This window comes from Crenobacter sp. CS_VA4, from assembly GCF_055597485.1.
The window spans coordinates 24,344-47,802 of record NZ_JBVMAE010000026.1; the positions used below are offsets into that span (position 1 = coordinate 24,344).

Consider the following 23,459-nt stretch of genomic DNA (forward strand, 5'->3'; position numbering starts at 1 on the left):
GCCGCGAACGGGCCAGCGCTCAGGCATGAAAAAGCCGGCCCCGCAGGGCCGGCTGGTCAGCTCAATGACTCGTCGATCAGGCGAGCAGCTGGTTGGTCAGCTCGCGCATGCCGGCGGACAGCATCGCCAGGTCGAGCGCTTCGAACGACTGCAGTTCGGCCAACATCTGCTGGCACGCCTCGGCCTGCGGGCGGCGGTCTTCCAGCCACACCTCGCCGAACGCGTCACCGCCGCCATTGCCCATCGCCTGACCGGTCAGCTTGCGGTGCAGGCGGTACAGGTCGTCGCGCAGCGCCGAGCGGGCCAGTGCCTGCCAGCGGTTGTCGCGCGGCAGACGGGTGATCGCTTCGCGCACCCAGTCCAGACGCAGCGCGTGGCCGAGCGTCAGGTAGTTGGCGGCCACCGCCTCGAGCGGCAACTCGCTGCCCTCGGCGGTGTCGATCACGTCGAGGAACGGCACGGCGAACTCCAGACGCGGCAAGAGACGCGCCAGGTGCTCCGGCAGGTTCTCGAACGAGAGCAGACGCGCCTCGCGCTCGGCCACCGCCGGGTAGCGTTCGCCGTCGACGAGCTGAGGCAGCGCGGCCAAGAGCGCCTGCACCTTGTCGCCGTACTGGGCGATCAGCGCGTTGACCGAACCGATCGGGCGCTTGTGGCGCAGGATATGGCGGGTGATGCGCTCGATCAGCGTGCGCACCAGCACCATCAGCTCGATCTGCAGGTCGGCCGGCACCTTGTTGTCGAGCGCCTCGATCTCGTTCCACAGCTTCTCGCCGCCGAACACATGGTTAGCGACCCACCAGGCGCGCGCGATGTCGGCCTCGGACAGCGGGGTCTCTTCCTTCAGGCGGAACACGAAGGTGGTGCCCATCCGGTTCACCAGCTGGTTGGCCAGCTGGTTGGCGATGATCTCGCGCTTCAGGTGGTGCGTCTTCATCTGCTCGCCGAAACGCTGTTGCAGCGGTTTCGGGAAGTAGTTGACCAGGATAGGCAGGAAGTCCGCGTCGTCCGGCAGGTCCGACTTCAGGATCGCCTGGTCGAGCGTGATCTTGCTGTACGCCAGCAGTACCGCCACTTCCGGGCTGGTCAGGCCGCCGCGCGCCAAGCGGCGCTCGGAGATCTGCTGCTCATCCGGCAGATACTCGAGCTCACGGTTGAGCTCGCCGGCCTTCTCCATCGTGGTCATCATCCGCGCCTGCGCGTTCAGCATCTGCGCCGAGTGCAGGCGGTTGGTGGCCAGCACCTGGGTCTGCAGGTAGTTGTTGCGCAGCACCAAGAGGCCGACTTCGTCGGTCATTTCGGCCAACAGCTCGTTACGCTGCTTCAGCGTCATGTCGCCGGCCTGCATCACGCTGCCCAGCAGGATCTTGATGTTCACCTCGTGGTCGGAGCAGTCCACGCCGGCCGAGTTGTCGATCGCGTCGGTGCAGAGCAGGCCGCCGTTCAGCGCGAACTCGATACGGCCGCGCTGGGTGCAACCGAGGTTACCGCCCTCGCCCAGCACCTTGGCGTTCAGCTGGTTGCCGTTGACGCGCAGCGCGTCGTTGGCACGGTCGCTGGCGTCGGCGTGCGACTCGGTCGACGCCTTCACATAGGTACCGATACCGCCGTTGTAGAGCAGGTCAATGTCGGCCTTGAGGATCTCGTGCAGCAGCTCGTTCGGGGCCATGCTGTCGCGGTCGGTCTTCAGCCACTCCTTGACCTGCGGCGACAGCGGGATCGATTTAGCCTTGCGCTCGAAGATGCCGCCGCCAGCCGAGATCAGCTCGCGATTGTAGTCGGTCCAGCTGGAACGCGGCAGGTTGAACAGGCGCGCACGCTCGGCGAAGCTCACCGCGGCGTTCGGGGTCGGGTCCAGGAAGATGTGCAGGTGGTTGAACGCTGCCTTCAGCTGGATGTGCTCGGACAGCAGCATGCCGTTGCCGAACACGTCGCCGGCCATGTCGCCGATGCCGACCACGGTGAAGTCCTCGGACTGGATGTCCTTGCCCAGATGGCGGAAGTGACGCTTCACCGCCTCCCAAGCACCGCGGGCGGTGATGCCCATGCCCTTGTGGTCGTAGCCGGCCGAGCCGCCCGAGGCGAACGCGTCGCCGAGCCAGAAGCCGTACGCCTCGGACACGCCGTTGGCGATGTCGGAGAAGGTCGCGGTGCCCTTGTCGGCGGCCACCACCAGGTAAGGATCGTCCGGGTCGAGCCGACGCACGTCCTTCGGCGGCACGATCTTGCCGGTCACCAGGTTGTCGGTCACATCGAGCAAGGCCGAGATGAAGATCTTGTAGCAGGCGATGCCTTCGGCGAGGAACGCTTCGCGGTCGCTAGGCGCCGGCAACTGCTTGCCGACGAAGCCGCCCTTCGAGCCCATCGGCACGATCACCGAGTTCTTCACCATCTGGGCCTTGACCAGACCCAGCACCTCGGTGCGGAAGTCTTCCATCCGGTCGGACCAGCGTAGGCCGCCGCGGGCCACTTTGCTGCCCCTCAGGTGCACGCCTTCGACGCGCGGGCTGTACACCCAGATCTCGAACAGCGGCCGCGGCTGCGGCAGGAACGGGATCGCGCCCGATTCCAGCTTGAACGAGATGTACGACTTGTGCTGACCGTCTTCGGCCTTCTGCCAGAAGTTGGTACGGCGGATCGCCAGGATCACCGTCAGGAAGCCGTTGAGGATGCGGTCTTCGTCGAGGTTGGCGACCTTGTCGAACTGCTCCTTCAGCTCGGCCTGCAGCTGTTCGGCCAACGTATCGTCGGCGCTGACCGGGTTAAGGCGCGCGTCGAACAGGTGCACCAGGCGACGGGTCACTTCCGGGTAGTTGGCGACGCACTGCTCGATATACGCTTGGCTGAAGGTCAGGCCGGCCTGGCGCAGGTACTTGGCGAGCGCGCGCACCAGAGTGATCTCACGCCAGTCGAGGCCGACCACCAGCGCCAGACGGTTGAAGCCGTCGTTCTCGACACGGCGGGCGAACACCTGCGCGAGCAGCTCCTGGAAGTCATGCTGCACATCGTCGCTGGCCATCTGCTCGACCGCACTACCGAGGTCGAGGCCGAAGTCGCTGATCCACACTTCCGAGCCGTCGGCGCGGGTGATGCGGTACGGGTGCTCGTCCTGCACCTTCACGCCCATGTTTTCCAGGATCGGCAGGCTGGCCGACAGGCCGAGCGGCGCGCCGGCGCGGAACAGCTTCAGGTTGAAGCTGAGGTTGGCGCGCGACAGCGGGCGGTACAGCTTCATCGCCAGCGGCTCGGCCTCGTTCACCGCCTCGATGTGCTGGATGTCGAGCACGGCGTTGCGCGGCGCGAACTCCTCACGGTACGCGGTCGGGAACGCGCTCTTGTAGCGGTGGAACAGGGTGTTGCCCTGCTCTTCGCCGGTGGCTTCCAGCAGCAGCTGGTGCAGCTCTTCGCTCCAGCCCTTCACCACGCGGGCGATCTCGCTCTCGATCTCGCCTTCGTGGAACGCCGGCAGGTTGGTCGACGAGGTCTTGATGAAGTAGTGCACGCGGGCCAGGGTGCCGTCGCCGACCTGCACCGAGTATTCGGTGGAGAGGCCGTTGAACGCGTTGAGCAGCACCTTCTCGACCTTCAGGCGCACCTCGGTATTGAAGCTCTCGCGCGGCACGTACACCAGGCAGCTCACATAACGGTGGTAGCGGTCGGCACGGGTAAACAGGCGCACGCGCGGGCGCTCCTGCAGGGACACGATGCCCTCGGCGATCGGCAGCAGGTTCTCGGCGCTGATCTCGAACAGCTCGTCGCGCGGGTAGGTTTCCAGCACGAAGGCCAGCGTCTTGGCCTTGTAGCTGTTGTCGACGTAATCGCAGGCGGCGATGACGTACTCGACCTTCTTGCGCAGGATCGGGATCTCTTTGAGCGGTGCCTGGTAGGCACGCGCGGTGTAGAGGCCGAGGAAGCGGCGCTCGCCGACCACTTCGCCCTGCTCGTTGAAGCGCTTGATGCCGACGAAGTCGAGGTAGGCCGGACGATGCAGGATCGAACGGGTCTGCGACTTGTTGAGGATGACGCGCTGCTTGTGGTGCGCGAGTTCGCGCAGCTCTTGCGGCAGCGCCTCGAAACTGGCGGAGAATTCCTTGTCGCCCTGGTCCTTCAGGATGCCCAGGCCCGAGTCCTGGACGATCTTCAGGCGGTCGCGGCCGTCTTCCTTCACCAGGTCGTAGTCGCAGTAGCCCATGAACAGGAAGTTGCCGTCGGCCGCCCACTTCAGGAAGTCGACCGCTTCACCGGCCTCGTCTTCCTTCGCCACTTTGGCGAGGTCGGCGTTGATCGCGGCCAGCTGCTCGCGCATCGCCGGCTCGTCGGTGACGACCAGGCGCAGGTCGTCGAGCACGCGCTTGAGGTCGGCCTCGAGGGCCTTCAGGGTGGCACTGTCGCTTACACGGTCGAGCTGAACGTGGATGAACGATTCCAGCGGCAGACTGCGGTCTTCGGTGCGGCGCACTTCCAAGAGCTTGCCGGAGGCGTCACGCGCCACCGACAGCACCGGGTGCACCAACAGGTGCAGCGTCAGGTTGTGCCGCGCCAGCATCATCGCGATCGAGTCGATCAGGAACGGCATGTCGTCGTTGACGATCTCGATCACCGTGTGAGTGCTCTGCCAGCCATCGCGTTCGAAGTCCGGATTGTAGATGCGCGCCTTCGCCGCTCCCGGCGTCCGCTTTTCGGCGAAGTCGTAGTGCGCCATCGCCGCGCCGAACAGGTCCAGCGAGGAGAAACGCGACAAATCCGCGTGTTCGGCCTCTTCGAAGTAGATGGGGAAAAATTCGGAACGCTTCTGACACGTGGCGCCGGACAGCTTGTTCGCAGCCACGGACTGCAGGTCCGCAATCAGGCTCGCCAGCTCGGTCTTGTTCGTAAGCGACATGGGGTCTTCTCTTGTTGTGTGCACAGGAGTGTGTCGGGGCATTGTAGAGAGGCGCGACCGGCACGGATTTCCTGAATGCGACATTGAGTTACAAAAAAACAGGACGCTCTAATACGGTCGTTCGAGGAAATAGTTAGCGTGAAGACATCTTGCACCCATTCAGGCTTATAGCAATGCGACGGTGAATTACAAAAACGATTGGATACAGCACCTTACGGCAGCGTGTCATAAATCCGGCAAGCAGTTGATTTATCAGCTATTTACCGCACAAAACAAACTTCGTTAGAATGCGCGCCTTTGAGCAAACCCGGCTTGCGCCCCCGGCCCGGTGCGTTGTTGGTGCGAGGCATTCATGCCAAGATGGTTTGGTGCCGCCGCTCTAGAGCGACTGCACTCAAATAACAACAATCCGGTTTCCCGGCCCCGTTTTGGCGGCCACAGGGATGCATGCACACGGTGCGCACGCCGGCGGTCCGTCCGCTGTAAACCCGGCTCGCGCCGCAATCGAGAAGTAGAGAAATCGCAATGAAGAAGATCCTGGTACTCGGCACCCTCGCCGCCTCCCTGTTCAGCATCGGCGCCCAGGCGGAAACGCTGCGCGTCGGCGTCGACCTCAACTACCCGCCGTTCTCCAAGCAAGGCGCCGATGGCAAGCCGCAAGGCTTCGACATCGACATGGCCTACGCGCTGTGTAGTGCGATGAAGGTGACCTGCCAGATCGTACCGCAAGACTGGGACGGCCTGATCCCGGCGCTGAACGCCAACAAGTTCGACGCGATCATCTCGTCGATGCAGATCACCCCGGAGCGCCAGAAAGCGGTCGACTTCTCCAACAAGTATTACAACATCGCCAGCCGGATCATCTCCAAGACCGGCACCCAGGTCGACCAGAACACCTTCAAGGGCAAGAAGCTCGGCGTGCTGCGCGCGTCGACCCAGGAGAAGTTCGCCAAGGACTTCTGGGGCAAGAGCGGCGCCAGCATCGTCGCCTACAACAAGTCGCCGGAATCGTTCCTCGACCTGAAGGCCGGCCGTCTTGACGGCGTGTTCGTCGACGGCGCGGTGGGCGACCAGGAATTCCTGAAGACCCCGAACGGCAAGGGCTTCGCCTTCGTCGGCCCGAGCTACAGCGACCCGAAATACTTCGGCCTCGGCGCCGGCATCGCGGTGAAGAAGGGCAACAAGGCACTGGCCGAGCGCCTGAACAAGGCGATCGCGCAGATCCGCAAGGACGGCAGCTACAAGAAAGTACAGGACAAGTACTTCAGCTTCGACGTCTACGGCAACTAAGCCGTGACCCGGGACCGCGTGGCGGTCCCGTCTGCCATCCCGTCAGATCACCGGAGAGATCATGAAACAGCCCGTGCTCGCCCTCGGCGCGCTTACGCTCGCCCTGTCGTTCGCCGCGTCGGCCGAAACCCTGCGCTTCGCCACCGACGCCAGCTACCCCCCGTTTTCGAAACAGGCCGCCAGCGGCAAGATGACCGGCTTCGACCCGGACATCGCCCAGGCGCTGTGCAAGGCGATGAACGCCACCTGTGAGGTGCTGCCGCAGGACTTCGACGGCATCATCCCGGCGCTCAACGCCAAAAAATTCGACGCGGTGATCGCCTCGATGAACATCACCGACGAGCGCAAGAAAGCGGTCGATTTCAGCGACCGTTACTACAATATGCCGAGCCGCCTGGTCGGCAAGGCCGGCGCCACCGTCAACGACGCCTGGTTCAAGGGCAAGAAGATCGGCGTGCTACGCTCGTCGATCCAGGAAAAATACGCCCGCGACCACTGGACGAAACTGGGCGCGACCCTGGTGGCGTACGGCAAGGCGCCGGAATCGTTCCTCGACCTGAAGGCAGGCCGGGTCGACGCGAGCTTCGTCGACGCCGCGGTCGGCGACACCGACTTCCTGAAGACCCCGAATGGCAAGGGCTTCGCCTTCGTCGGCCCGGAATACAACGAAGCCAAGTACTTCGGCAGCGGCGCCGGCATCGCGGTGCGCAAGGGCGACAAGGCCCTGCTCGACCGCCTGAACAAGGCGCTCAAGCAGATCCGCGCCGATGGCAGCTACGACGCGGTGCAGAAGAAGTACTTCAGCTTCGATATCTACGGTAAGCAGTAACAGACGCCGGTGCAGCAACGGCGCCCCGGGTCCATCCCGGCGCGCGTCCGGCTGTACCTGACGCAAGCCGTCGCGACGGCGCCCTGCCGGGCGTTGTCGACGAACCGGCCATACGGGGATGTAAGCCATGTTCTTGCAAGGTTATCTACCGAGCATTCTCGACGGAGCGATGCTCACGCTCAAGCTGGCGGGCGCCTCGCTGGTGGTGTCCGTGATCCTCGGACTCATCGGCGCCGCGTTCAAGCTGGCGCACTCCAAGCCGCTACAGTGGTTGGCCGAACTCTACTCCACGCTGATCCGCGGTGTGCCCGACCTGGTGTGGATGTTCATCCTGTTCTTCGGCGGCCAGATGCTGATCAACGACCTGGCCACCCGGCTCGGCCTGCCCGCCCCGGAAATCGACCCGATGATCGCCGGCGTGCTGACCATCGGCGTGATCTTCGGCGCCTACATGACCGAGACCTTCCGCGGCGCGATCATGGCCGTGCCGAAGGGCCAGATGGAAGCCGGCGTCGCCTACGGCATGTCGCCGCTGCGGGTGTTCTTCCGCATCACCGCGCCGCAGATGGTCCGCTTCGCGCTGCCGAGCTTCTCCAACAACTGGCTGGTGCTGGTGAAGTCGACCGCGCTGGTGTCGGTGATCGGCCTGAACGACATGATGTACAAGGCCGACACCGCCAAGTCGGTGACGCAGCAGCCGTTCACCGTCTACGTGGTGGTCGGCGCGATCTATCTCGCGATCACCACCATATCCATCCTGGTGCTGAACGCGCTGGAAAAACGCTATTCCACCGGTGTACGGGAGAGTGAACTGTGATCGACATTTCGCTGATTCTGGAAAAACTGCCGTCCTTCCTAGGCGGCACCGACGGCGCGCCGGTGATGTCGACCGCCGACGGTTTGATCATGACGCTGAAGCTGCTGGCGATGTCGCTGGCGCTGGGCCTGGCGCTGTCGGTGCCGCTGGCGCTGGCCCGGGTGTCGAAGAACAAGTGGTTCGCCTGGCCGGTGTGGCTGTTCACCTACGTGTTCCGCGGCACGCCGATGCTGGTGCAGCTGTTCATCATCTACTACGGCCTGTCGCAGTTCGACTGGGTGCGCGACAGCTGGGCGTGGCAGTACCTGCAGAGCGCCTACGTCTGCGCGATCATCGCGTTCACGCTGAACACCTCAGCGTACACCACCGAGATCATCGCCGGCCAGATCCGCAACACCCACTGGGGCGAGATCGAGGCGGCCAAGGCGGTCGGCATGGGCCGCTGGCTGATGATGCGCCGCATCGTGATCCCGTCGGCGCTGCGCCGCGCGCTGCCGGCGTACAGCAACGAGGTGATCATGATGCTGCAAGGCACCTCGATCGCCGGCCTGGTGACCTTGGCCGACCTGACCGGCGTGGCGCGGCGCGTCTACGCCGACACCTACCAGCCGTTCGAACCGTTCCTGGTCGCCGGTGTGTTCTACCTGGCGCTGACCGTGCTGTTCGTCTGGCTGTTCAAGCGCGCCGAGAAGCGCTGGCTCGCCTTCCTCGGGCCGCGCAAGGCGTAAGGGAGAGCGATCATGCGACGCCTCGATCATCCCCTACTGTCCCCCAGCCTCGGCACCGCACGCTGCGTGAGCAGCTTTCACTTCGGTGAGGCCGGCCGCGGCGAGAAGGCCTACATCCAGGCCGCGCTGCACGCCGACGAGCTGCCGGGCATGCTGGTCGCCTGGCATCTGAAGCAGCGCTTCGCCGCGCTGGAAGCGGCCGGTCGGCTCGCCGGCGAGATCGTTCTCGTGCCCATCGCCAACCCGATCGGCCTCGACCAGACGCTGCTCGGCTACCAGCTCGGCCGCTTCGAGCAGGCCTCGGGCGAGAACTTCAACCGTCACTACCCGGCGCTGGCCGACAGCGTGTTCGCCGCGGTGCGCGAGCGGCTCGGCCACGACGCGGCGGCCAATACCCGGCTGATCCGCGTGGAACTGATGCGGCAGTTGGCCGAACGGCCGGCAAAGACCGAGCTCGCCAGCCTGCGCAACACGCTGCACGGCCTGGCGGCCGACGCCGACGTGATGCTCGACCTGCACTGCGACGCCCGCGCCGCGCTGCACCTCTACACCGGCACGCCGCTGTGGCCGCAGTGCGAACCACTGGCGCGCTACCTCGGCGCGCACGCCACGCTACTTGCCACCGAGTCGGGCGACAATCCGTTCGACGAGGCGTGCAGCCAGATCTGGTGGCAGCTCGCCGAACTGGCTCGTTCGGCCGGGCTCGACGTCGCCATCGAACCGGCCTGCCTCGCCGTCACCGTCGAGCTGCGCGGCCAGGCCGACGTCCAGCAAACGTTGGCCGAACAGGACGCCGACGCGATCGTCGCCTTCCTGACCCACCGCGGGGTGATCGCCGGCGACGCACCGCTACTGCCAGCCCTGCTTCATCCGGCCACCCCGCTGGCCGGCTCGGAAACGCTCGTCGCCCCCCACCCGGGCGTGGTGAGCTTCCACGTCGCACCCGGAGCCATGGTGACCCCAGGGCAACCCGTCGCCGACATCGTCGACCCGCTCTCCGATCGTGTCACCACTCTCGCCTCGCAGTACGGCGGCGTGGTCTACGCTCAAGAAAACCGTCATTACGCGACCACGGGCATGGAGCTGGCGAAGATCGCCACCGCCACGGCCTTCAAGACAGGAAAGTTGCTCTCAGCATGAAACCGATCGAACACCCGAACGCCGTGGCCGCGGCCCAGCCGACCCTGGAAAAATCCGGCCAGATCAAACTGCAGGTCGAAAGCATCCACAAAAGCTTCGGCTCGCACGAAGTGCTCAAGGGCGTGTCGCTGACCGCCCACGCCGGCGACGTGATCAGCATCATCGGATCAAGTGGCTCCGGCAAGAGTACCTTCCTGCGCTGTATCAACCTGCTCGAAGCGCCGAACAGCGGCCGCATCTCGGTCGCCGGCCATGAGCTGAAGCTGGTGGCGGACAAGAAGCACGGCCACCTCAAGGCCGCCGACGCCAAGCAGCTGGCGATGCTGCGCACCAAGCTCGCGATGGTGTTCCAGCACTTCAACCTGTGGGCGCACATGACGGTGCTCGAGAACATCATCGAGGCGCCGATGCACGTGCTCGGCGTACCCAAGGACGAAGCGATCGCCTGCGCCCGCAAGTACCTCGAAAAGGTCGGCCTGAAGAACGTCGAGGACAAGTACCCGGCACACATGTCCGGCGGTCAGCAGCAGCGCGTCGCGATCGCCCGCGCGCTGGCGATGGAGCCGGAAGTGATGCTGTTCGACGAGCCGACCTCGGCGCTCGACCCGGAACTGGTCGGTGAGGTGCTGAAGGTGATGCAGGATCTGGCGCGCGAAGGCCGCACCATGGTGGTGGTGACGCACGAGATGGGCTTCGCCCGCGAGGTGTCCAACCACGTGATCTTCCTGCACCAGGGCAAGATCGAGGAAGCCGGCAACCCGCGCGAAGTACTGGTCAACCCGAAGAGCGAGCGCCTGGCGCAATTCCTCTCGGGCCGGCTGAAATAATCGTACAATAGAGCGTGTTAGGAGTCGGCTTGGTGACCGCGATCCGGTACCCGGCCCCTCTGGATTCCCATTCCGCGCCATGACGCCACCGGGCGGCATGGCGCGCTTATATTTGGTCAGCTAAGAACGCATCTATGGGTCTGCAAACGTCCGTCGTCAAACCGCTCCGTTATGGCTTCCTATTGTTGCCGCACGCTTCCATGTCGGATCTGGCGATCGCCACCGACGTGCTGACCCGGGCCAACCAGCAGGCCGAAAAGAAGCTGTACGAGATCCTGACCCTGTCGCTGGGCGGCGAGCCGGTGACGCTGTCGAACGGCTTCAAGTGCCCGGTCGACCTGCCGCTGTCGTACACCCCGAAGCTCGACCTGTTGTTCGTGCTGACCGACGATATCCACAACGACGTCAACCTCGACGAGTTCTCCCGCGGCATCAACGCGCTCAACCTCGACAAGATGCCGCTCGCCGGCCTCGGCTGCGGCAGCTACTGGCTGGCCAAGGCGGGTTTCCTGAACGGTCACCGCGCCACCATCCACTGGCAGGAAATCAGCCGCTTCAACGACGAATTCCAGGACGTGATCGTCTCGTCCAACCTGTACGAGATCGACCGCCAGCGCCTGTCCTGCGCCGGCGGCGCCGCCACCTTCGACTTCCTGCTCACGCTGATCGACGGCCAGCACGGCCATGAATTCTCGGCGCAACTGTCCGAGCTGTTCAGCCTGGAGCGGCTGCGCCCAGGCAACGAGCGCCAGCGCGTGCCGCTCGCCACCCGGATCGGCGGCAGCCAGCCGAAGCTGACCGAGGCGGTCTCGCTGATGGAGGCGAACATCGAGGAGCCGCTGTCGACCGACGACATCGCCTACTACGTCGGCGTGTCGCGCCGCCAGCTCGAGCGGCTGTTCAAGCAGTACCTCAGCACCGTGCCGTCCAAGTACTACCTGGAACTGCGCCTGGGCCGCGCACGTCAGCTATTGCAGCAGACCAGCAAGTCGATCGTGCAGATCGGCCTCGCCTGCGGCTTCTCCAGCGGCCCGCACTTCTCCAGCACCTACCGCAACCACTTCGGCATCACCCCGCGCGAAGAACGCGCGCAGCGCACCCAGACCTTCGTCTCCTGACCCGCCGTCGCCCCTCGCGTGCCGGCCCTGACTCGGCCTAGACCTCCTGGCCTTGCCGGCGCGACATGATCGGCCCCGGCTCGGCCGCCTGGCGCAGCCTGAGCCAGGACCGCGCGCCGCCGCCCGGGATGTTCTCCACCCCGATCTGACCGCGAAACTGCTCGACGATAGTCTGGCAGATCGACAGCCCCAGCCCCATGCCGTGCGGCTTGGTCGAATGGAAGGGGTGAAACAGCATGTCGAGCATGTGCGCCGGCACTCCCGGCCCGCTGTCCTCGATAAGCAGCCTGACCTCGCCCTCTTCCAGCTTGCTGACGATCAGCAGCTTGCGCGTCGCCGCCTCGTTCTCGCGCATCGCATCGAGCGCGTTCGACAGCAGGTTCAGCATCACCTGTTCGAGCTGGATCGGGTCGACTCGCACCGGCAGCGGCCGGCTGTCGAGCTGCAGCGTGATCTCCACCTCCGACGCGCGCAGGTCGAATTCGGCCAGCTGCAGGCAGTTGGCGACGACCTGGTTCAGGTCGACCAGGCCGGTGCTGAGCGGCCGCTTGCTGACGAAGGCGCGCAGATTGCGCAGGATGTCGGCGGCGCGACGCGCCTGCTGCTGCGCCGCCTCCAGCGCCGAGCGCACCGGCGCGAGCGGCGGCTCGGCCTCGTCGAGCAGGCTGATGCTCGCCTGGCAGTAGTTAGCGATCGCGGTCAGCGGCTGGTTCAGTTCGTGCGCGATACCCGACGCCATCTCGCCCATCGTGTGCAGCCGGGTCACGTGCGCCAGTTTCTCGATGTGCTCGCGGGCGCGCTGCTCGCTCTGCTCCATCGCCTGGCGGGCGCGGCGCTGCATCGGCGTCAGGTTGCGGAACACGAACACCGCCCCGTTGATCTGGCCCTGGCGCGAGAACAACGGTGCCGCCGCGCCGTCGATCACCAAGAGCTCGCCGCTGGGCAACAACAGCTGGGTGTTCTCCGGCAGCTCCACCGGCACGCCGCCGTGCAGGCAGCGCTCCACCACCGACACCGCCACACGGTCCGACAGCTCGTAGCGCAGATGCACGCACTCGGCGAACGGCCGGCCGACCAGCCCCTCGCCCAGCTTGAGCATCTGTTCGGCCATCGGGTTGGCCAGTTCGATGCGGCGGTCGACGCCGAGCGTCAGCACCCCTTCGCGGATCGATTGCAGCGTCACCAGCGCGCGCTCGCGCTGTTCGAACAGCGCCTCGTCGGCGGCCACGCGCGACTGCTGCAGCACCGAGCGCTGCCGGTAGATCAAGAGCAGCGACAGGAACAGCAGCGCCAGGAGCAGCTGCTGGAACAGCAAGGTGCCCCAGCGCAGCTCTTCCCAGTGCGGGGTACGGGTCAGCTGCAAGGTAAACGGCTGCGCCTCGCTCGGCAGCGGCAGCACCGCCTCCTGACCGAACAGCGTCTGCAGCCACGGCAGCGGATGCGGCTCGGCCGGGCTGCCGAACAATTCGGCCAGCGGGTGCGAGGCGGGTTGGCGGGGGTTGAACAGCGACAGGCCGAGCGCCTGGCGGTCGAGATTGAGCGGCTGCAGCAGGCGGCTGAAATTGACCGACAGCGCCACCACGCCGAGCAGCGGCGGCGGCAGGTTTGGCCGCGCCCCGCTGGCGAGCACCGGGCGCAGCAGCAGATAGCCGCGTTCGCCCGGATAGCGTTCGAACGGCGGCGACGCCTGCGTCCTATCGTTCATGATCGCCTGACGGATCGACGCGGCGAGGATGGGCTCGCGCCAGCTGTCCATGCCGAGCAGGTGGCGGGTGGTGTCGGTCAACGGTTCGACCATCGCCACCGGCAGGTAATCGAGATAGTCGCCGGCCAGCCGCCAGCTGCGCCGCCGGCTCGGGTCCCCTTCGCGCACCAGGTAGCCCTGGCCGTAGCGCGCACGCATCGCCGCACCGAACGTGACCAGCTCGGCGCGTTCGACATGCTGATAGAACTCAATCGTGTAGAGGCCGGGATAGCGCAGCAGCAGCTCGTGGCTGAAGCGTTGCAAGGCGTCGAGGTCGAGCGGCTGGCGCGAGGCGATCTGCGCCTCGACCGCCGCCACCACCGCCTCATTCTGGTCGAGCTTGCGCGACACCAACGAGTAGACGTGGCGGGTGTCCTTGTCGAACGCGTCCTTCAGCCGGGCGTGCTCGAGCCGGCTCCAGATCAGCGTGACCAGCAGGCTGAGTCCCAGCCAGAGCAGGACAAACAGCCATTTCTTCGGTAACGGCCGAAGCTCCATAGCGTTTCTTTTCGTCCGGTCAATACCCGCCATTTTATGCCGAACAGGATCGCGGCACCATGTCGGCTGCAAGTCGACCCGGGGTCGGCTAACGCCAGCGGCGTAACAGCAGTGAATTCGACACCACCGACACCGAGCTGGCCGCCATCGCCGCGCCGGCGATGACCGGGTTGAGCAGGCCGAGCGCGGCAAGCGGAATGCCGAGCGTGTTGTAGACGAAGGCGAAGAACAGGTTCTGGCGGATCTTGCCGAGCGTGGCGCGCGACAGCCGGATCGCGTCGGCGACGTGCAGCAGGTCGCCGTGCATCAGCGTCACGTCGGCGGTCTCGATCGCCACGTCGGAGCCGGCGCCCATCGCGAAGCCGACCTCGGCCGCCGCCAGCGCCGGCGCGTCGTTGACGCCGTCGCCGACCATCGCCACCCGGCGGCCCTGTTCGGCCAACCTTTGCACCTCGTCGGCCTTGTCCTGCGGCTTCACCTGCGCGCGGAACGAGTGGATGCCGGCTTGGGCGGCGATCGCCCGCGCGGTCTCCTGTTTGTCGCCGGTGAGCATGATCACCTCGACGCCGAGCGCGGCCAACTGCGCCACCGCCGCCGCGGAGGTCGGCCGCAGGCTGTCGGCCAGCGCCATGAGGCCGACCAGCGTCCCATCGACGCCGACGCCGATCACGCTGTGGCCGCCGCGGTAGAGCGCCTGCGCCGCGTCCGGCAGCGGGTCGGTGCTCACCCATTCCGGGGTGCCGACCCGCACCGTGCCGACGCCGGTCAGCTGCGCGCTGACGCCCTCGCCGACCTTGGCGGCAAAGCCGTCGACCGGCGCCAGCATCAGCCCACGCTGCTGCGCCGCGGCCAGCACCGCCCGCGCCAGCGGGTGCTCGGAACCGGCCTCGACGCTGGCGGCGAGCCTAAGCAGCACATCTTCGTCCCGGTCCGGCGCCAACCAGGTCTCGACCACGCGCGGCCGGCCCTCGGTCAGCGTACCGGTCTTGTCGACAATCAGCGTGTCGATGCGGCCGGCCGATTCGAGCGCTGCGGCGTTGCGGAACAGGATGCCGCGGCGCGCGCCGTTGCCGACGCCGACCATCACTGCGGTCGGCGTGGCGAGCCCCAGGGCGCACGGGCAGGCAATCACCAGTACCGCCACCGCGTGCAGCATCGCACGTACCCAGTCGCCGGTGACGAGCCCGGTCGCGACCAGCGTCACGAGCGCGATGCCGACCACCACCGGCACGAACACGCCGGAAATCACGTCGGCGAGGCGTGCGATCGGCGCCTTACTGCCCTGCGCCTCGGCGACCCGGCGAACGATCTCGGCGAGCATCGTCGTCTCGCCGACGCCGCGGGCGGTTAAGCGCAGCATGCCGTCGAGGTTGCGGGTGCCCGCGAACACCGTGTCGCCGGCCGCCTTGGCCACCGGCAGGCTCTCGCCGGTCAACAGGCTCTCGTCGATCTCGGCCTGGCCGTCCAGCACCTTGCCGTCGACCGCGATCTGGTCGCCGTGGCGCACCAGCACCACGTCGCCGACGCGGATCTCGGTCAGCGGCAGCTCGATAAGCGTGCCGTCGCACTCGACCCGCGCGGTCTTCGGCGCGAGCCGCAGCAGCGCCTCGATCGCGCCCGAAGTCTTGCCCTTGGCGCGCGCCTCCAACAGCTTGCCGAGCAACACCAGCGTGATCACCGCGGCGCCCGCCTCGAAGTAGACGTGCTGACCCTGCCAGCCGGCCAGCGTCACCACTGCCGAGAACAGGTAGGCCATGCTGGTGCCGAGCGCGACCAGCACATCCATGTTCGCGCCGCCGCCCTTCAGCGACGCCCACGCGCCGCGGTAGAAACGCCAGCCGACCACGAACTGCACCGGCGTCGCCAGCGCCAGCTGCCAGCCGCGCGGCAGCATCAGCGCATGGCTGCCGCCGAACATCGCGACCATCTCGACGACGAACGGCAGCGTCAGTGCGAGCGAGGCCAGGAACCAGCGACGCTCGCGCCGGTACGCGGCGGCGTGGCGTTCGGCCAACGTGGCATCGGCCGCCGCCTGCAGCGTCGCCTTGTAGCCGGCCTTCTCCACCGCCGCGATCAGTTCGGCGCCGCTGACCGCGCCTTGCGGCGCACTGACCCGGGCGGTCTCGCTGGCGAAGTTGACGCTGGCGCTCACGCCGGGCAAGCGGTTCAGCACCTTCTCGATCCGGGTCGCGCAGGCGGCGCAGGTCATCCCCTCGATGCCCAGCGTGCGCTGCTCGGCCGGCACGGCAAAGCCGGCCCCCTCCACCGCCGCGACCAGCGCCGGCACCGCGGTGGCGGCCGGGTCGTAGTCGAGGCGGGCCGATTCGCTGGCGAAATTGACGCTGGCGGACACGCCGGGCTGGCGGTTCAGCACCTTTTCCAGCCGCGTCGCGCAGGCGGCGCAGGTCATGCCGGCGATCGGCAGGGTCATGGAACGGGTCGACATAGAGGGCTCCCAACGGGAATGGTTACGCCTCATTTATACCCCCCAAGGGTATATAAGGCAAGCCGCAAAAAAACCCGCGTCGCGGCGACACGGGTTCTCTTGGCTTCGGCCAACCTTATCTATCACTTAGCGCCGCGAACAAAAGCCAGCGAAGTGAACTTGGCTAGGTGCCCGGCCGCAGACAGTACGAGGAGTACGGCAAGGCCGGGCAACAACGCCAAGGGGTTTGTTCGCGGCGCTAGATCCAGCGCTTCTTCCAGAAGTAGTAACCGAGCAAGGTCGAGAGCGCCAGCATCCCGGCGAGCACGCCGAAGTAGCCGTAGCGCCAGTGCAGCTCGGGCATGTATTCGAAGTTCATCCCGTAGATGCCGACGATCAGCGTCAGCGGCATGAAGATGATGGTGATCACCGTCAGCACCCGCATCTGCACGTTGAGCCGGTTCGACTGGTTGGACAGATACAGGTCGAGCATGCCCGACACCATGTCGCGCGACGATTCAAGCGACTCGATCAGGTGCAGGGTGTGGTCGTAGGCGTCGCGCAGGTAGACGCGGCTCTCCTCGCCGAAATAGGGATGGTCGCCGCGGGTGATCTGGTTGAGCGCGTCCCTGAGCGGCAGCAGCGCGCGCCGGAAACGCAGCGAATCGTGCTTGAGGCGGTGGATGGTGCGCAACACGCCGTTGTCGCGGTTGCCAAGCAAGCTGGAGTCGGCCTGCTCGACACGCAGCGTAAACGCGTCGAGCACGCCGAAATAGTCGTCGATGATCGCGTCGATCAGCGCATACGCCAGGAAGTCGGCACCGCGCTGGCGCGCCAGCCCCTTGCCGCTGTTGAGGCGATCGCGCAGGCCCTGGAACAGGCCGATCGACTGGCTCTGGAAGGTGATCACGAAGCCCTTGCCGATTACCAGATACACCTGGTGGTAGCCGAGCCGGCCGCTACCCAATTGGTAGTGGAACACCCGCGCGGCGAAGAACAGGTAGTCGCCGTAGTCTTCCAGCTTGGGACGCTGGCGGGCGTTGAGGATGTCCTCCAGCACCAGCGGGTGCAGGCCGAAACGCGCGCCGATCACCCGCAGCACCTCGGGCTGGTGCAGGCCGTAGACGTTCAGCCACTGCACCGCGCCCTTGGGCTGGTAGGCGAGCCCCTCGGCGATCGAGTGAAACAGGGTTTCCTCGCAGCAATCCGGGCCGTAGTCGATCAGCCGGATCGACGGCGCCCCATCCGCCGCGGCATTGCCGTTGCCATTGACCGGCAGCAGCGAACCCGGCTCCTCGCCGAGCGTCGGCAGCCGCGTCTTGGCCTCCGGATGGCGCATCAGGCGTTCTCCCCGATCTCCAGTGCGAAGCCGATCTTGCGCCACTGCGATATTTCCTGTTGGAACGCGCTGGCGGTCAGCGGGTTGGCCGACAGCCAGGCGGCGTCGAGGCTGAGCGTAAAGCCGCCTGGATGCGGTCTCAGGTCGAGCCGCGCCGGCAGCGCGATGTCCTGACGGCGGCGGTAGAACAGCGCCGCCAGACGCAGCGCCACCACCGCCTGCCACAGGCCCGGCTCGGTCACCAGGTCGGGCATCTTGCCCATGTCGCCGCGGTGACCGACCACGATGGTCGACAGCACCGCCTGCTCGCGCTTGGAAAAGCCCGGCATGTCGGCGTTCTGCAGGATGTAGGCGGAGTGCTTGTGGTAGGCAGTGTGCGCGATGGTCAGGCCGATCTCATGCAGCCATGCCGCCCACAGTACCCGCTTGAGCTGGCCCGGTTCGACCTCCTCGCCGGCCACCATCCGGTAGAAGCGTTCGGCCAAGGTCTGCACCCGATTGGCCTGCTCCAGGTCGACATGATAGCGGCGCTTGAACTGGGTCACCGTGGTGTCGCGCATGTCGCGCTCGCGCTGCCGGCCCATCAGGTCGTAGAGCACGCCGTCGCGCAGCGCGCCCTCGGCGACGGTCATCTTGTCGATGCCCAGTTCCTCGAACAGCGCGATCATCACCGCGAGGCCGCCGGGCAGCACCGGCGCGCGGTCGGCCTTCAGGCCGTTCATCGAGGCGGCCTTCTTGATGCTGCCGAGCCGGATCAGCTCGTCGCGGAGCCGCTCCATGCCGACCAGCGTGATGTCGGTCGTGGAATAGTCGTTGATCTCGAGCACGTCGCGCAGCGAGCGGGCGGTACCCGAGGTACCGACCGCCAGTTGCCAACCCTCGCGCCGGTAATCCTCAGCGATGCGCTGCACCTCGCCGCGCGCGGCGAGGGTCGCATCGTGGAACGCCGTCTTGCTCAGCTTGCCGTTATGGAAATAGCGCAGGCTGTAGGTGACACAGCCCAGCGGCAAGCTCTCGGTCACCTGTGCCTTGTACAGGCTGCCGATGATGAATTCGGTCGAGCCGCCGCCGATGTCGACCACCAGCCGCCGCTCACGGGTCGCCGGCAGGCTGTGCGCCGCGCCGAGGTAAATCAGGCGCGCTTCCTCGCGGCCGGCGATGATCTCAATCGGAAAGCCGAGCAGCGCTTCGGCCTGGGCGATGAACACCGGCGCGTTCTTGGCCACGCGCAGCGTGTTGGTGCCGACCACCCGCACCTGCCCCGGTTTGAGGCCGCGCAGCCGCTCGCCGAAGCGGGCGAGACAGGCCAGCGCCCGCTCCTGGGTATCGTCGTCGAGGAATTTCTCGGCGGTCAGACCGGCGCCGAGGCGCACGGTTTCCTTCAGCGTATCGAGGGTGTAGAGCTGATCGTCGAGCACCCGCGACACCTGCAGGCGGAAGCTGTTCGACCCCAGGTCCACGGTGGCGAGGACATCGTACTTGGGCGTGTTATTAGTCACGTTGGGCCCATAGGCAATGAAAAATGGCGGTAACCGAATGGTACCGCCATTGCCGAGCCAGCGTCACGGGCCTTGCCGTGGATTAGGGTGCGTCTTCGCCGAGCGCTTCGCGCTTCACCTGCTCGATCGAGGTGTGCCGGATGTCCTTGCCCTTCACCAGGTAGACCACGTACTCGGAAATGTTCTTGGCGTGATCGCCGATCCGCTCGATCGCCTTCGAGATGAACAGCGTGTCGATCGACATGGTGATGGTGCGCGGGTCTTCCATCATGAAGGTGATCAGCTGACGCACTTCGGCGGCGAAGTCGTCGTCGAGGTGCTGGTCGGCCTCGAGCAGCTCGAACGCCGCGGTCGGGTCGAGCCGGGCAAACGAATCCAGCGCACGGCGCAGCATGCGCAGCGCCGCCTCCCCCATCTTGCTCACTTCGCGAAAACGCGGCATCTGGAAGCGATCGGTTTCGTAGATGGTCTTGCCCATCCGCGCGATCTTCTGCGCTTCGTCGCCGATTCGTTCCAGGTCGGTGATCGTCTTGATCACCGTGATCACCATGCGCAGGTCACCGGCGGCCGGCTGGCGGCGCGCGATGATGTGCTGGCAGTCGTCGTCGATCGCCACTTCCATCGCGTTGACCAGCGCGTCCTCGGCGATCACCTTGTCGAACTTGGCGATGTCGCCCTCGGTCAGCGCATCGAGCGCCGCGATGATCTGCTGCTCGACCAGCCCGCCCATCTGCAGCACGCGGGTGCGGATGGTCTCCAACTCCATATCGAACTGCTTGGAGATATGTTCAGCCATATCACCCCCTAAATTCTTCAAGACCGGCCGATGCTAGCCGTGCCGGATGACAACATTGTGACAGTTCACGTTCGAACCGCCATCCCGTCCGGCTTCGGCCATGTTGTTCGGCGCGCTTAGCGCTTCACCTCGACGCCGTTCTGGGTACCCAACAGCAGCACGTCGGCGCGACGCTGCGCGAACAGGCCGCAGGTGACCACACCGGCGATCTGATTGATATGGGTTTCCAGCGACACCGGTTCGGCGATGTGCAGACCGTGCACGTCGAGGATGTAGTTGCCGTTGTCGGTGAGGAACATCTTGTCGCCCGCGGCCATGCGCAGCTCCGGGTGGACGCGGTTACCGGGCTTCGAGAGCCGCTCCAGTTGACGCGCCACGTAGCTGCGCGCCATCGGCACCACTTCAACCGGCAGCGGGAACTCGCCCAGCACCGTCACGTACTTGGTCTCGTCGGCGATGCAGATGTATTCCTTGGCGACCGCCGCGACGATCTTCTCGCGCGTCAGCGCACCGCCGCCGCCCTTGATCATGTGCAGGTAGTGGTTCACCTCGTCGGCACCGTCGACGTACACCGGCAGATCGTCGACCACGGCCAGGTCCAGCACCGGGATGTTCAGCGCCTTCAGGCGCGCCGTGCTGGCTTCCGAACTCGATACCGCGCCCTGGATCAGGTGCTTGATCGTCGCCAGCTGATCGATGAACAGGTTCACGGTGCTGCCGGTGCCGACGCCGATCACGGCGTTTTCCGGGATGAATTCCAGCGCTTTCTTGGCGGCGGCGAGTTTCATTTGATCTTGAGTCAGCATGGCGGCAGCTCCATTGCAATTGTCTTGAGGGTAATGCGGCAATTATCCCATAACGGGCACAGCCTGTCGGCGAGCATTGCCGATCGGATAAACAATAAAGGCCAGTCGCAAGGCAACCGGCCCGGTTAGCAAAACGCTTATGGCTCAGGCCGGGCGGCGGCTCAACAGCACCACCGCCTGCGCTTCGATCGCTTCGGCACGCCCGAGATAGCCGAGCTTCTCGTTGGTCTTGCCTTTCACGTTCACGTCGCCTTTTTCCAAGCCTAGATCAGCGGCAATGCACGCGCACATACGATCAATATGCGGCGCGAGCTTCGGCGCCTGTGCGATCAAGGTCGCGTCGACGTTGACCGCCTGCCAGCCGGCCGCCTGCACCCGCACGTACGCCTCGCGCAGCAGCACCCGGCTGTCGGCGCCCTTGAACTCGGCGGCGGTGTCCGGAAAGTGCCGGCCGATGTCGCCGAGGCCCGCGCCGCCGAGCAGCGCGTCGGTGATCGCGTGCAGCAAGGCGTCGGCGTCGGAATGGCCGAGCAGGCCCTTGTCGTGCGGGATCTCCACCCCGCCCAGAATCAGCGGCCGGCCTTCCACTAGCCGGTGCACGTCGTAGCCCTGTCCCACTCGAAACATCGTCATTGCTGTCCTGTTCTGGCCGCCAGGATCGCGGCCGCCAAGGCCAGATCCCGCGGGTAGGTTACCTTGAAGTTCTGCGCGTCGCCCTCGACCAACCGCGGCGCGAGGCCGAGCGCCTCGAGCGCCGACGCCTCGTCGGTGATCGCCTCGTTTACGCCCTGCCCCATCGCTTCGGCCAACTTTGCGGCGCGGAACATCTGCGGCGTCTGCGCCAGCCACAGCCCGGCGCGCGGCACGGTGGCGGCGACCCGTTCTGCGGCGTCGGCACGCTTCACCGTGTCCGGCACCGGCAGCGCCAACAGGCCGCCGACCGGGTCGTCGGCGAGCGCCGTGATTAGCCGCTCGACCAGCTCGACGCTGACACAGCAGCGCGCCGCGTCGTGCACCAGCAGCCAGTCATCGTCGACCAGCCGACCGTCTGAACGCAAGGCGGCGATACCGTTCCGCACGCTCTCGGCACGGCTGGCGCCGCCGACGCGCAGCACGGTCAGCTTCGGAATCGCCGACCAGTCGAAGCCGTCGAACCACTCGTCCCCAGGCGAGATCACCACCGCCACCGCATCGATCGCCGGCACCGCCGCCAGCGTCGCCAGCGTGTAAGCCATCAGCGGCCGGCCGTTCAGGTCGAGGTACTGCTTCGGGGTCGGACTGCCGAAACGTTGGCCGAAGCCGGCCGCCGGCACCAGCGCGACGCGACGGCTCACGCCGCACCCTCCGTCGGCGTTTCCAGCGCGCGCCACAGGCACTGGCCTTTGACCGCCTTGTCGAGGTCGTTCAGGTAGCCGTCGTGCACCGCCAGCTCGTCGGCGCTAGCGCGCTTCACCACTAGCGGCTTGCGCTCGGCGGCGAGGCCGTGCAGACCGGCACCGGCGCCGCTATCGACCTCGATGTCCATCATCAGGCTTTCCTGGCCGCGGGTCAGCGCCAGGTACACCTCGGACAGCAGTTCGCAGTCGATCAGCGCGCCGTGCAAGGTCCGGTTGGAGCGGTCGATCTCGAAACGGTCGCACAGCGCGTCCAGGCTGTTACGCTTGCCCGGGAAGGTGTCGCGCGCCATGAACAGCGTGTCGATCACCCCGCCGCACAGCGTCTTCACCGGCGCGATGCCGAGCCGGTCGAATTCGGCGTTGATGAAGCCGACGTCAAACGGTGCGTTGTGGATGATCAGCTCGGCGTCGCCGATGAACTCGACGATCTGCTCGGCCACCTGCTTGAACTTCGGCTTGTCGGCGAGGAAGTCGAGCGAGATGCCGTGCACCCGCTCGGCGTCCGGGTCGATCTCGCGCTCCGGATGCATATAGAGATGCAACGAGCGGCCGGTCAGCTTGCGGTTGACCATTTCCAGCCCGGCAAATTCGATGATGCGGTGGCCCTGATTCGGGTCGAGGCCGGTGGTTTCGGTATCGAGGATAACTGATCTGTTAGCCATAAAGTGTAAACGTACTAGTCCAAGTTCACATTAGGAAGGCCTGCATTTTAACACTTCTGGTCTCTAACGGACCGATCAAACCTTGAAAAAAAGTGTAAATCGCTATAGGAATACTATCCAACTACTGGAAAGTGTAAACGTCATTCTAAAAGTAAAAAGCTTCATTGCAGGCAATGGCGAACGGCTATCCCAAATCTATCGCACAGGAGAGGCTTTTCCTATTTTCTATCCAACCGCTTACTGCAGTAGAAAACTTAGAGCTAGACTTTCTCACTCAACTCAAATTGAACACTTGTACGCAATAAAAAAACTATACGAGTGGGAGGAGTTAAAAAAATAGATATTCACGTTAGACTTTTGTCGCGTGATTTTTTTCGCCTTACGAAATCGATTCATTGGCTACGTGGGTTTCTCTAAAAAACAAAACTCGTACTGGAGAAACAATCTCGGGAACAAAGTCTAATGCCAGAATGCAGTTTATTAGAGATTATCTGATTTGGTACGCTGAGGAAATAATAGTAGACGCCAACAGGAATGAAGTTAGGGTCCTCATTGACAGGTTCAAAGCATCTCTAGATAGCAGAAGTGTTGGCGCTCACTGAATTTTGACCAGCCGTGCTCGTTGAATTTTGACCAGGCATGGAGGCCGCCCGCGCAGCGGC

At 65.3% G+C, this 23,459-nt stretch carries 17 protein-coding genes; 7 read left to right on the forward strand and 10 right to left on the reverse strand.

Annotated elements, in window-relative coordinates:
- Positions 1-76 precede the first annotated feature (76 nt).
- Complete coding sequence (locus ACZ2IA_RS18495) at positions 77-4,882, reverse strand: NAD-glutamate dehydrogenase (RefSeq protein WP_470294069.1); 4,806 nt, start codon at positions 4,880-4,882, stop codon at positions 77-79.
- A gap of 525 nt (positions 4,883-5,407) precedes the next feature.
- Between ACZ2IA_RS18495 and ACZ2IA_RS18500 the strand changes: the two genes are divergently transcribed.
- The 7 genes from ACZ2IA_RS18500 (at position 5,408) to ACZ2IA_RS18530 (ending at position 11,631) form a co-directional block, all read left to right on the forward strand.
- Positions 5,408-6,172 (forward strand): ABC transporter substrate-binding protein, encoded by a 765-nt coding sequence (locus tag ACZ2IA_RS18500; protein WP_470294070.1) that lies wholly within the window; start codon positions 5,408-5,410, stop codon positions 6,170-6,172.
- Between the two features lie 61 nt (positions 6,173-6,233).
- A complete protein-coding gene (locus ACZ2IA_RS18505) occupies positions 6,234-7,001 on the forward strand; it encodes an ABC transporter substrate-binding protein (protein ID WP_470294071.1) in 768 nt (255 codons plus the stop codon).
- Between the two features lie 127 nt (positions 7,002-7,128).
- Positions 7,129-7,818 (forward strand): ABC transporter permease, encoded by a 690-nt coding sequence (locus ACZ2IA_RS18510; RefSeq protein WP_470294072.1) that lies wholly within the window; start codon positions 7,129-7,131, stop codon positions 7,816-7,818.
- Positions 7,815-8,546, forward strand: a complete 732-nt coding sequence (locus tag ACZ2IA_RS18515; protein ID WP_470294073.1) for an ABC transporter permease — start codon at positions 7,815-7,817, stop codon at positions 8,544-8,546. The genes ACZ2IA_RS18510 and ACZ2IA_RS18515 overlap by 4 nt, the downstream gene beginning before the upstream one ends.
- Before the next feature lie 12 nt (positions 8,547-8,558).
- Positions 8,559-9,686, forward strand: a complete 1,128-nt coding sequence (locus ACZ2IA_RS18520; protein ID WP_470294074.1) for a succinylglutamate desuccinylase/aspartoacylase family protein — start codon at positions 8,559-8,561, stop codon at positions 9,684-9,686.
- Positions 9,683-10,513: an ABC transporter ATP-binding protein gene (locus tag ACZ2IA_RS18525; protein ID WP_470294075.1), complete on the forward strand. Its 831-nt coding sequence runs from the start codon at positions 9,683-9,685 to the stop codon at positions 10,511-10,513. The genes ACZ2IA_RS18520 and ACZ2IA_RS18525 overlap by 4 nt, the downstream gene beginning before the upstream one ends.
- Before the next feature lie 134 nt (positions 10,514-10,647).
- Entirely contained in the window at positions 10,648-11,631 is a 984-nt protein-coding gene (locus ACZ2IA_RS18530; RefSeq protein ID WP_470294076.1) for a GlxA family transcriptional regulator, read from the forward strand.
- Between the two features lie 37 nt (positions 11,632-11,668).
- On the opposite strand, the gene ACZ2IA_RS18535 is transcribed toward ACZ2IA_RS18530, so the two are convergent.
- From ACZ2IA_RS18535 to dnaQ, 9 genes are all read right to left on the reverse strand, one after another.
- Complete coding sequence (locus tag ACZ2IA_RS18535) at positions 11,669-13,873, reverse strand: ATP-binding protein (protein WP_470294077.1); 2,205 nt, start codon at positions 13,871-13,873, stop codon at positions 11,669-11,671.
- An 88-nt stretch (positions 13,874-13,961) separates the two neighbouring features.
- The gene (locus ACZ2IA_RS18540) at positions 13,962-16,319 is read right to left on the reverse strand and encodes a heavy metal translocating P-type ATPase (RefSeq protein ID WP_470294078.1); all 2,358 of its coding nucleotides are present in this window, start codon (positions 16,317-16,319) and stop codon (positions 13,962-13,964) included.
- 238 nt (positions 16,320-16,557) lie between these two features.
- The gene (corA, locus tag ACZ2IA_RS18545) at positions 16,558-17,637 is read right to left on the reverse strand and encodes a magnesium/cobalt transporter CorA (protein WP_470294079.1); all 1,080 of its coding nucleotides are present in this window, start codon (positions 17,635-17,637) and stop codon (positions 16,558-16,560) included.
- Entirely contained in the window at positions 17,637-19,136 is a 1,500-nt protein-coding gene (gene ppx / locus ACZ2IA_RS18550; protein ID WP_470294080.1) for an exopolyphosphatase, read from the reverse strand. Before ppx ends, corA begins: the two co-directional genes overlap by 1 nt.
- Positions 19,137-19,218: 82 nt before the next feature.
- Entirely contained in the window at positions 19,219-19,932 is a 714-nt protein-coding gene (gene phoU / locus ACZ2IA_RS18555) for a phosphate signaling complex protein PhoU (protein ID WP_470294081.1), read from the reverse strand.
- A 116-nt stretch (positions 19,933-20,048) separates the two neighbouring features.
- Entirely contained in the window at positions 20,049-20,738 is a 690-nt protein-coding gene (gene rpiA / locus ACZ2IA_RS18560) for a ribose-5-phosphate isomerase RpiA (protein ID WP_470294082.1), read from the reverse strand.
- 144 nt (positions 20,739-20,882) lie between these two features.
- On the reverse strand, positions 20,883-21,365 hold the full coding sequence (ispF, locus tag ACZ2IA_RS18565) for a 2-C-methyl-D-erythritol 2,4-cyclodiphosphate synthase (protein ID WP_470294086.1): 483 nt from the start codon (positions 21,363-21,365) through the stop codon (positions 20,883-20,885).
- Positions 21,366-21,367: 2 nt separating this feature from the next.
- On the reverse strand, positions 21,368-22,072 hold the full coding sequence (ispD, locus tag ACZ2IA_RS18570; protein WP_470294083.1) for a 2-C-methyl-D-erythritol 4-phosphate cytidylyltransferase: 705 nt from the start codon (positions 22,070-22,072) through the stop codon (positions 21,368-21,370).
- Entirely contained in the window at positions 22,069-22,797 is a 729-nt protein-coding gene (gene dnaQ / locus ACZ2IA_RS18575; RefSeq protein ID WP_470294084.1) for a DNA polymerase III subunit epsilon, read from the reverse strand. The genes ispD and dnaQ overlap by 4 nt, the downstream gene beginning before the upstream one ends.
- Between the last annotated feature and the right edge of the window lie 662 nt (positions 22,798-23,459).

Coding starts and splice junctions, on each gene's coding strand:
- ACZ2IA_RS18505 (WP_470294071.1), top strand. CDS start 6,234: ATGAAACAGCCCGTGCTCGCCCTCGGCGCGCTTACGCTCGCCCTGTCG.
- ispF (WP_470294086.1), bottom strand. CDS start 21,365: ATGTTTCGAGTGGGACAGGGCTACGACGTGCACCGGCTAGTGGAAGGC.
- phoU (WP_470294081.1), bottom strand. CDS start 19,932: ATGGCTGAACATATCTCCAAGCAGTTCGATATGGAGTTGGAGACCATC.
- corA (WP_470294079.1), bottom strand. CDS start 17,637: ATGCGCCATCCGGAGGCCAAGACGCGGCTGCCGACGCTCGGCGAGGAG.
- ACZ2IA_RS18500 (WP_470294070.1), top strand. CDS start 5,408: ATGAAGAAGATCCTGGTACTCGGCACCCTCGCCGCCTCCCTGTTCAGC.
- ACZ2IA_RS18510 (WP_470294072.1), top strand. CDS start 7,129: ATGTTCTTGCAAGGTTATCTACCGAGCATTCTCGACGGAGCGATGCTC.
- ACZ2IA_RS18495 (WP_470294069.1), bottom strand. CDS start 4,882: ATGTCGCTTACGAACAAGACCGAGCTGGCGAGCCTGATTGCGGACCTG.
- rpiA (WP_470294082.1), bottom strand. CDS start 20,738: ATGCTGACTCAAGATCAAATGAAACTCGCCGCCGCCAAGAAAGCGCTG.
- ACZ2IA_RS18520 (WP_470294074.1), top strand. CDS start 8,559: ATGCGACGCCTCGATCATCCCCTACTGTCCCCCAGCCTCGGCACCGCA.
- dnaQ (WP_470294084.1), bottom strand. CDS start 22,797: ATGGCTAACAGATCAGTTATCCTCGATACCGAAACCACCGGCCTCGAC.
- ACZ2IA_RS18540 (WP_470294078.1), bottom strand. CDS start 16,319: ATGTCGACCCGTTCCATGACCCTGCCGATCGCCGGCATGACCTGCGCC.
- ACZ2IA_RS18535 (WP_470294077.1), bottom strand. CDS start 13,873: ATGGAGCTTCGGCCGTTACCGAAGAAATGGCTGTTTGTCCTGCTCTGG.
- ACZ2IA_RS18530 (WP_470294076.1), top strand. CDS start 10,648: ATGGGTCTGCAAACGTCCGTCGTCAAACCGCTCCGTTATGGCTTCCTA.
- ACZ2IA_RS18525 (WP_470294075.1), top strand. CDS start 9,683: ATGAAACCGATCGAACACCCGAACGCCGTGGCCGCGGCCCAGCCGACC.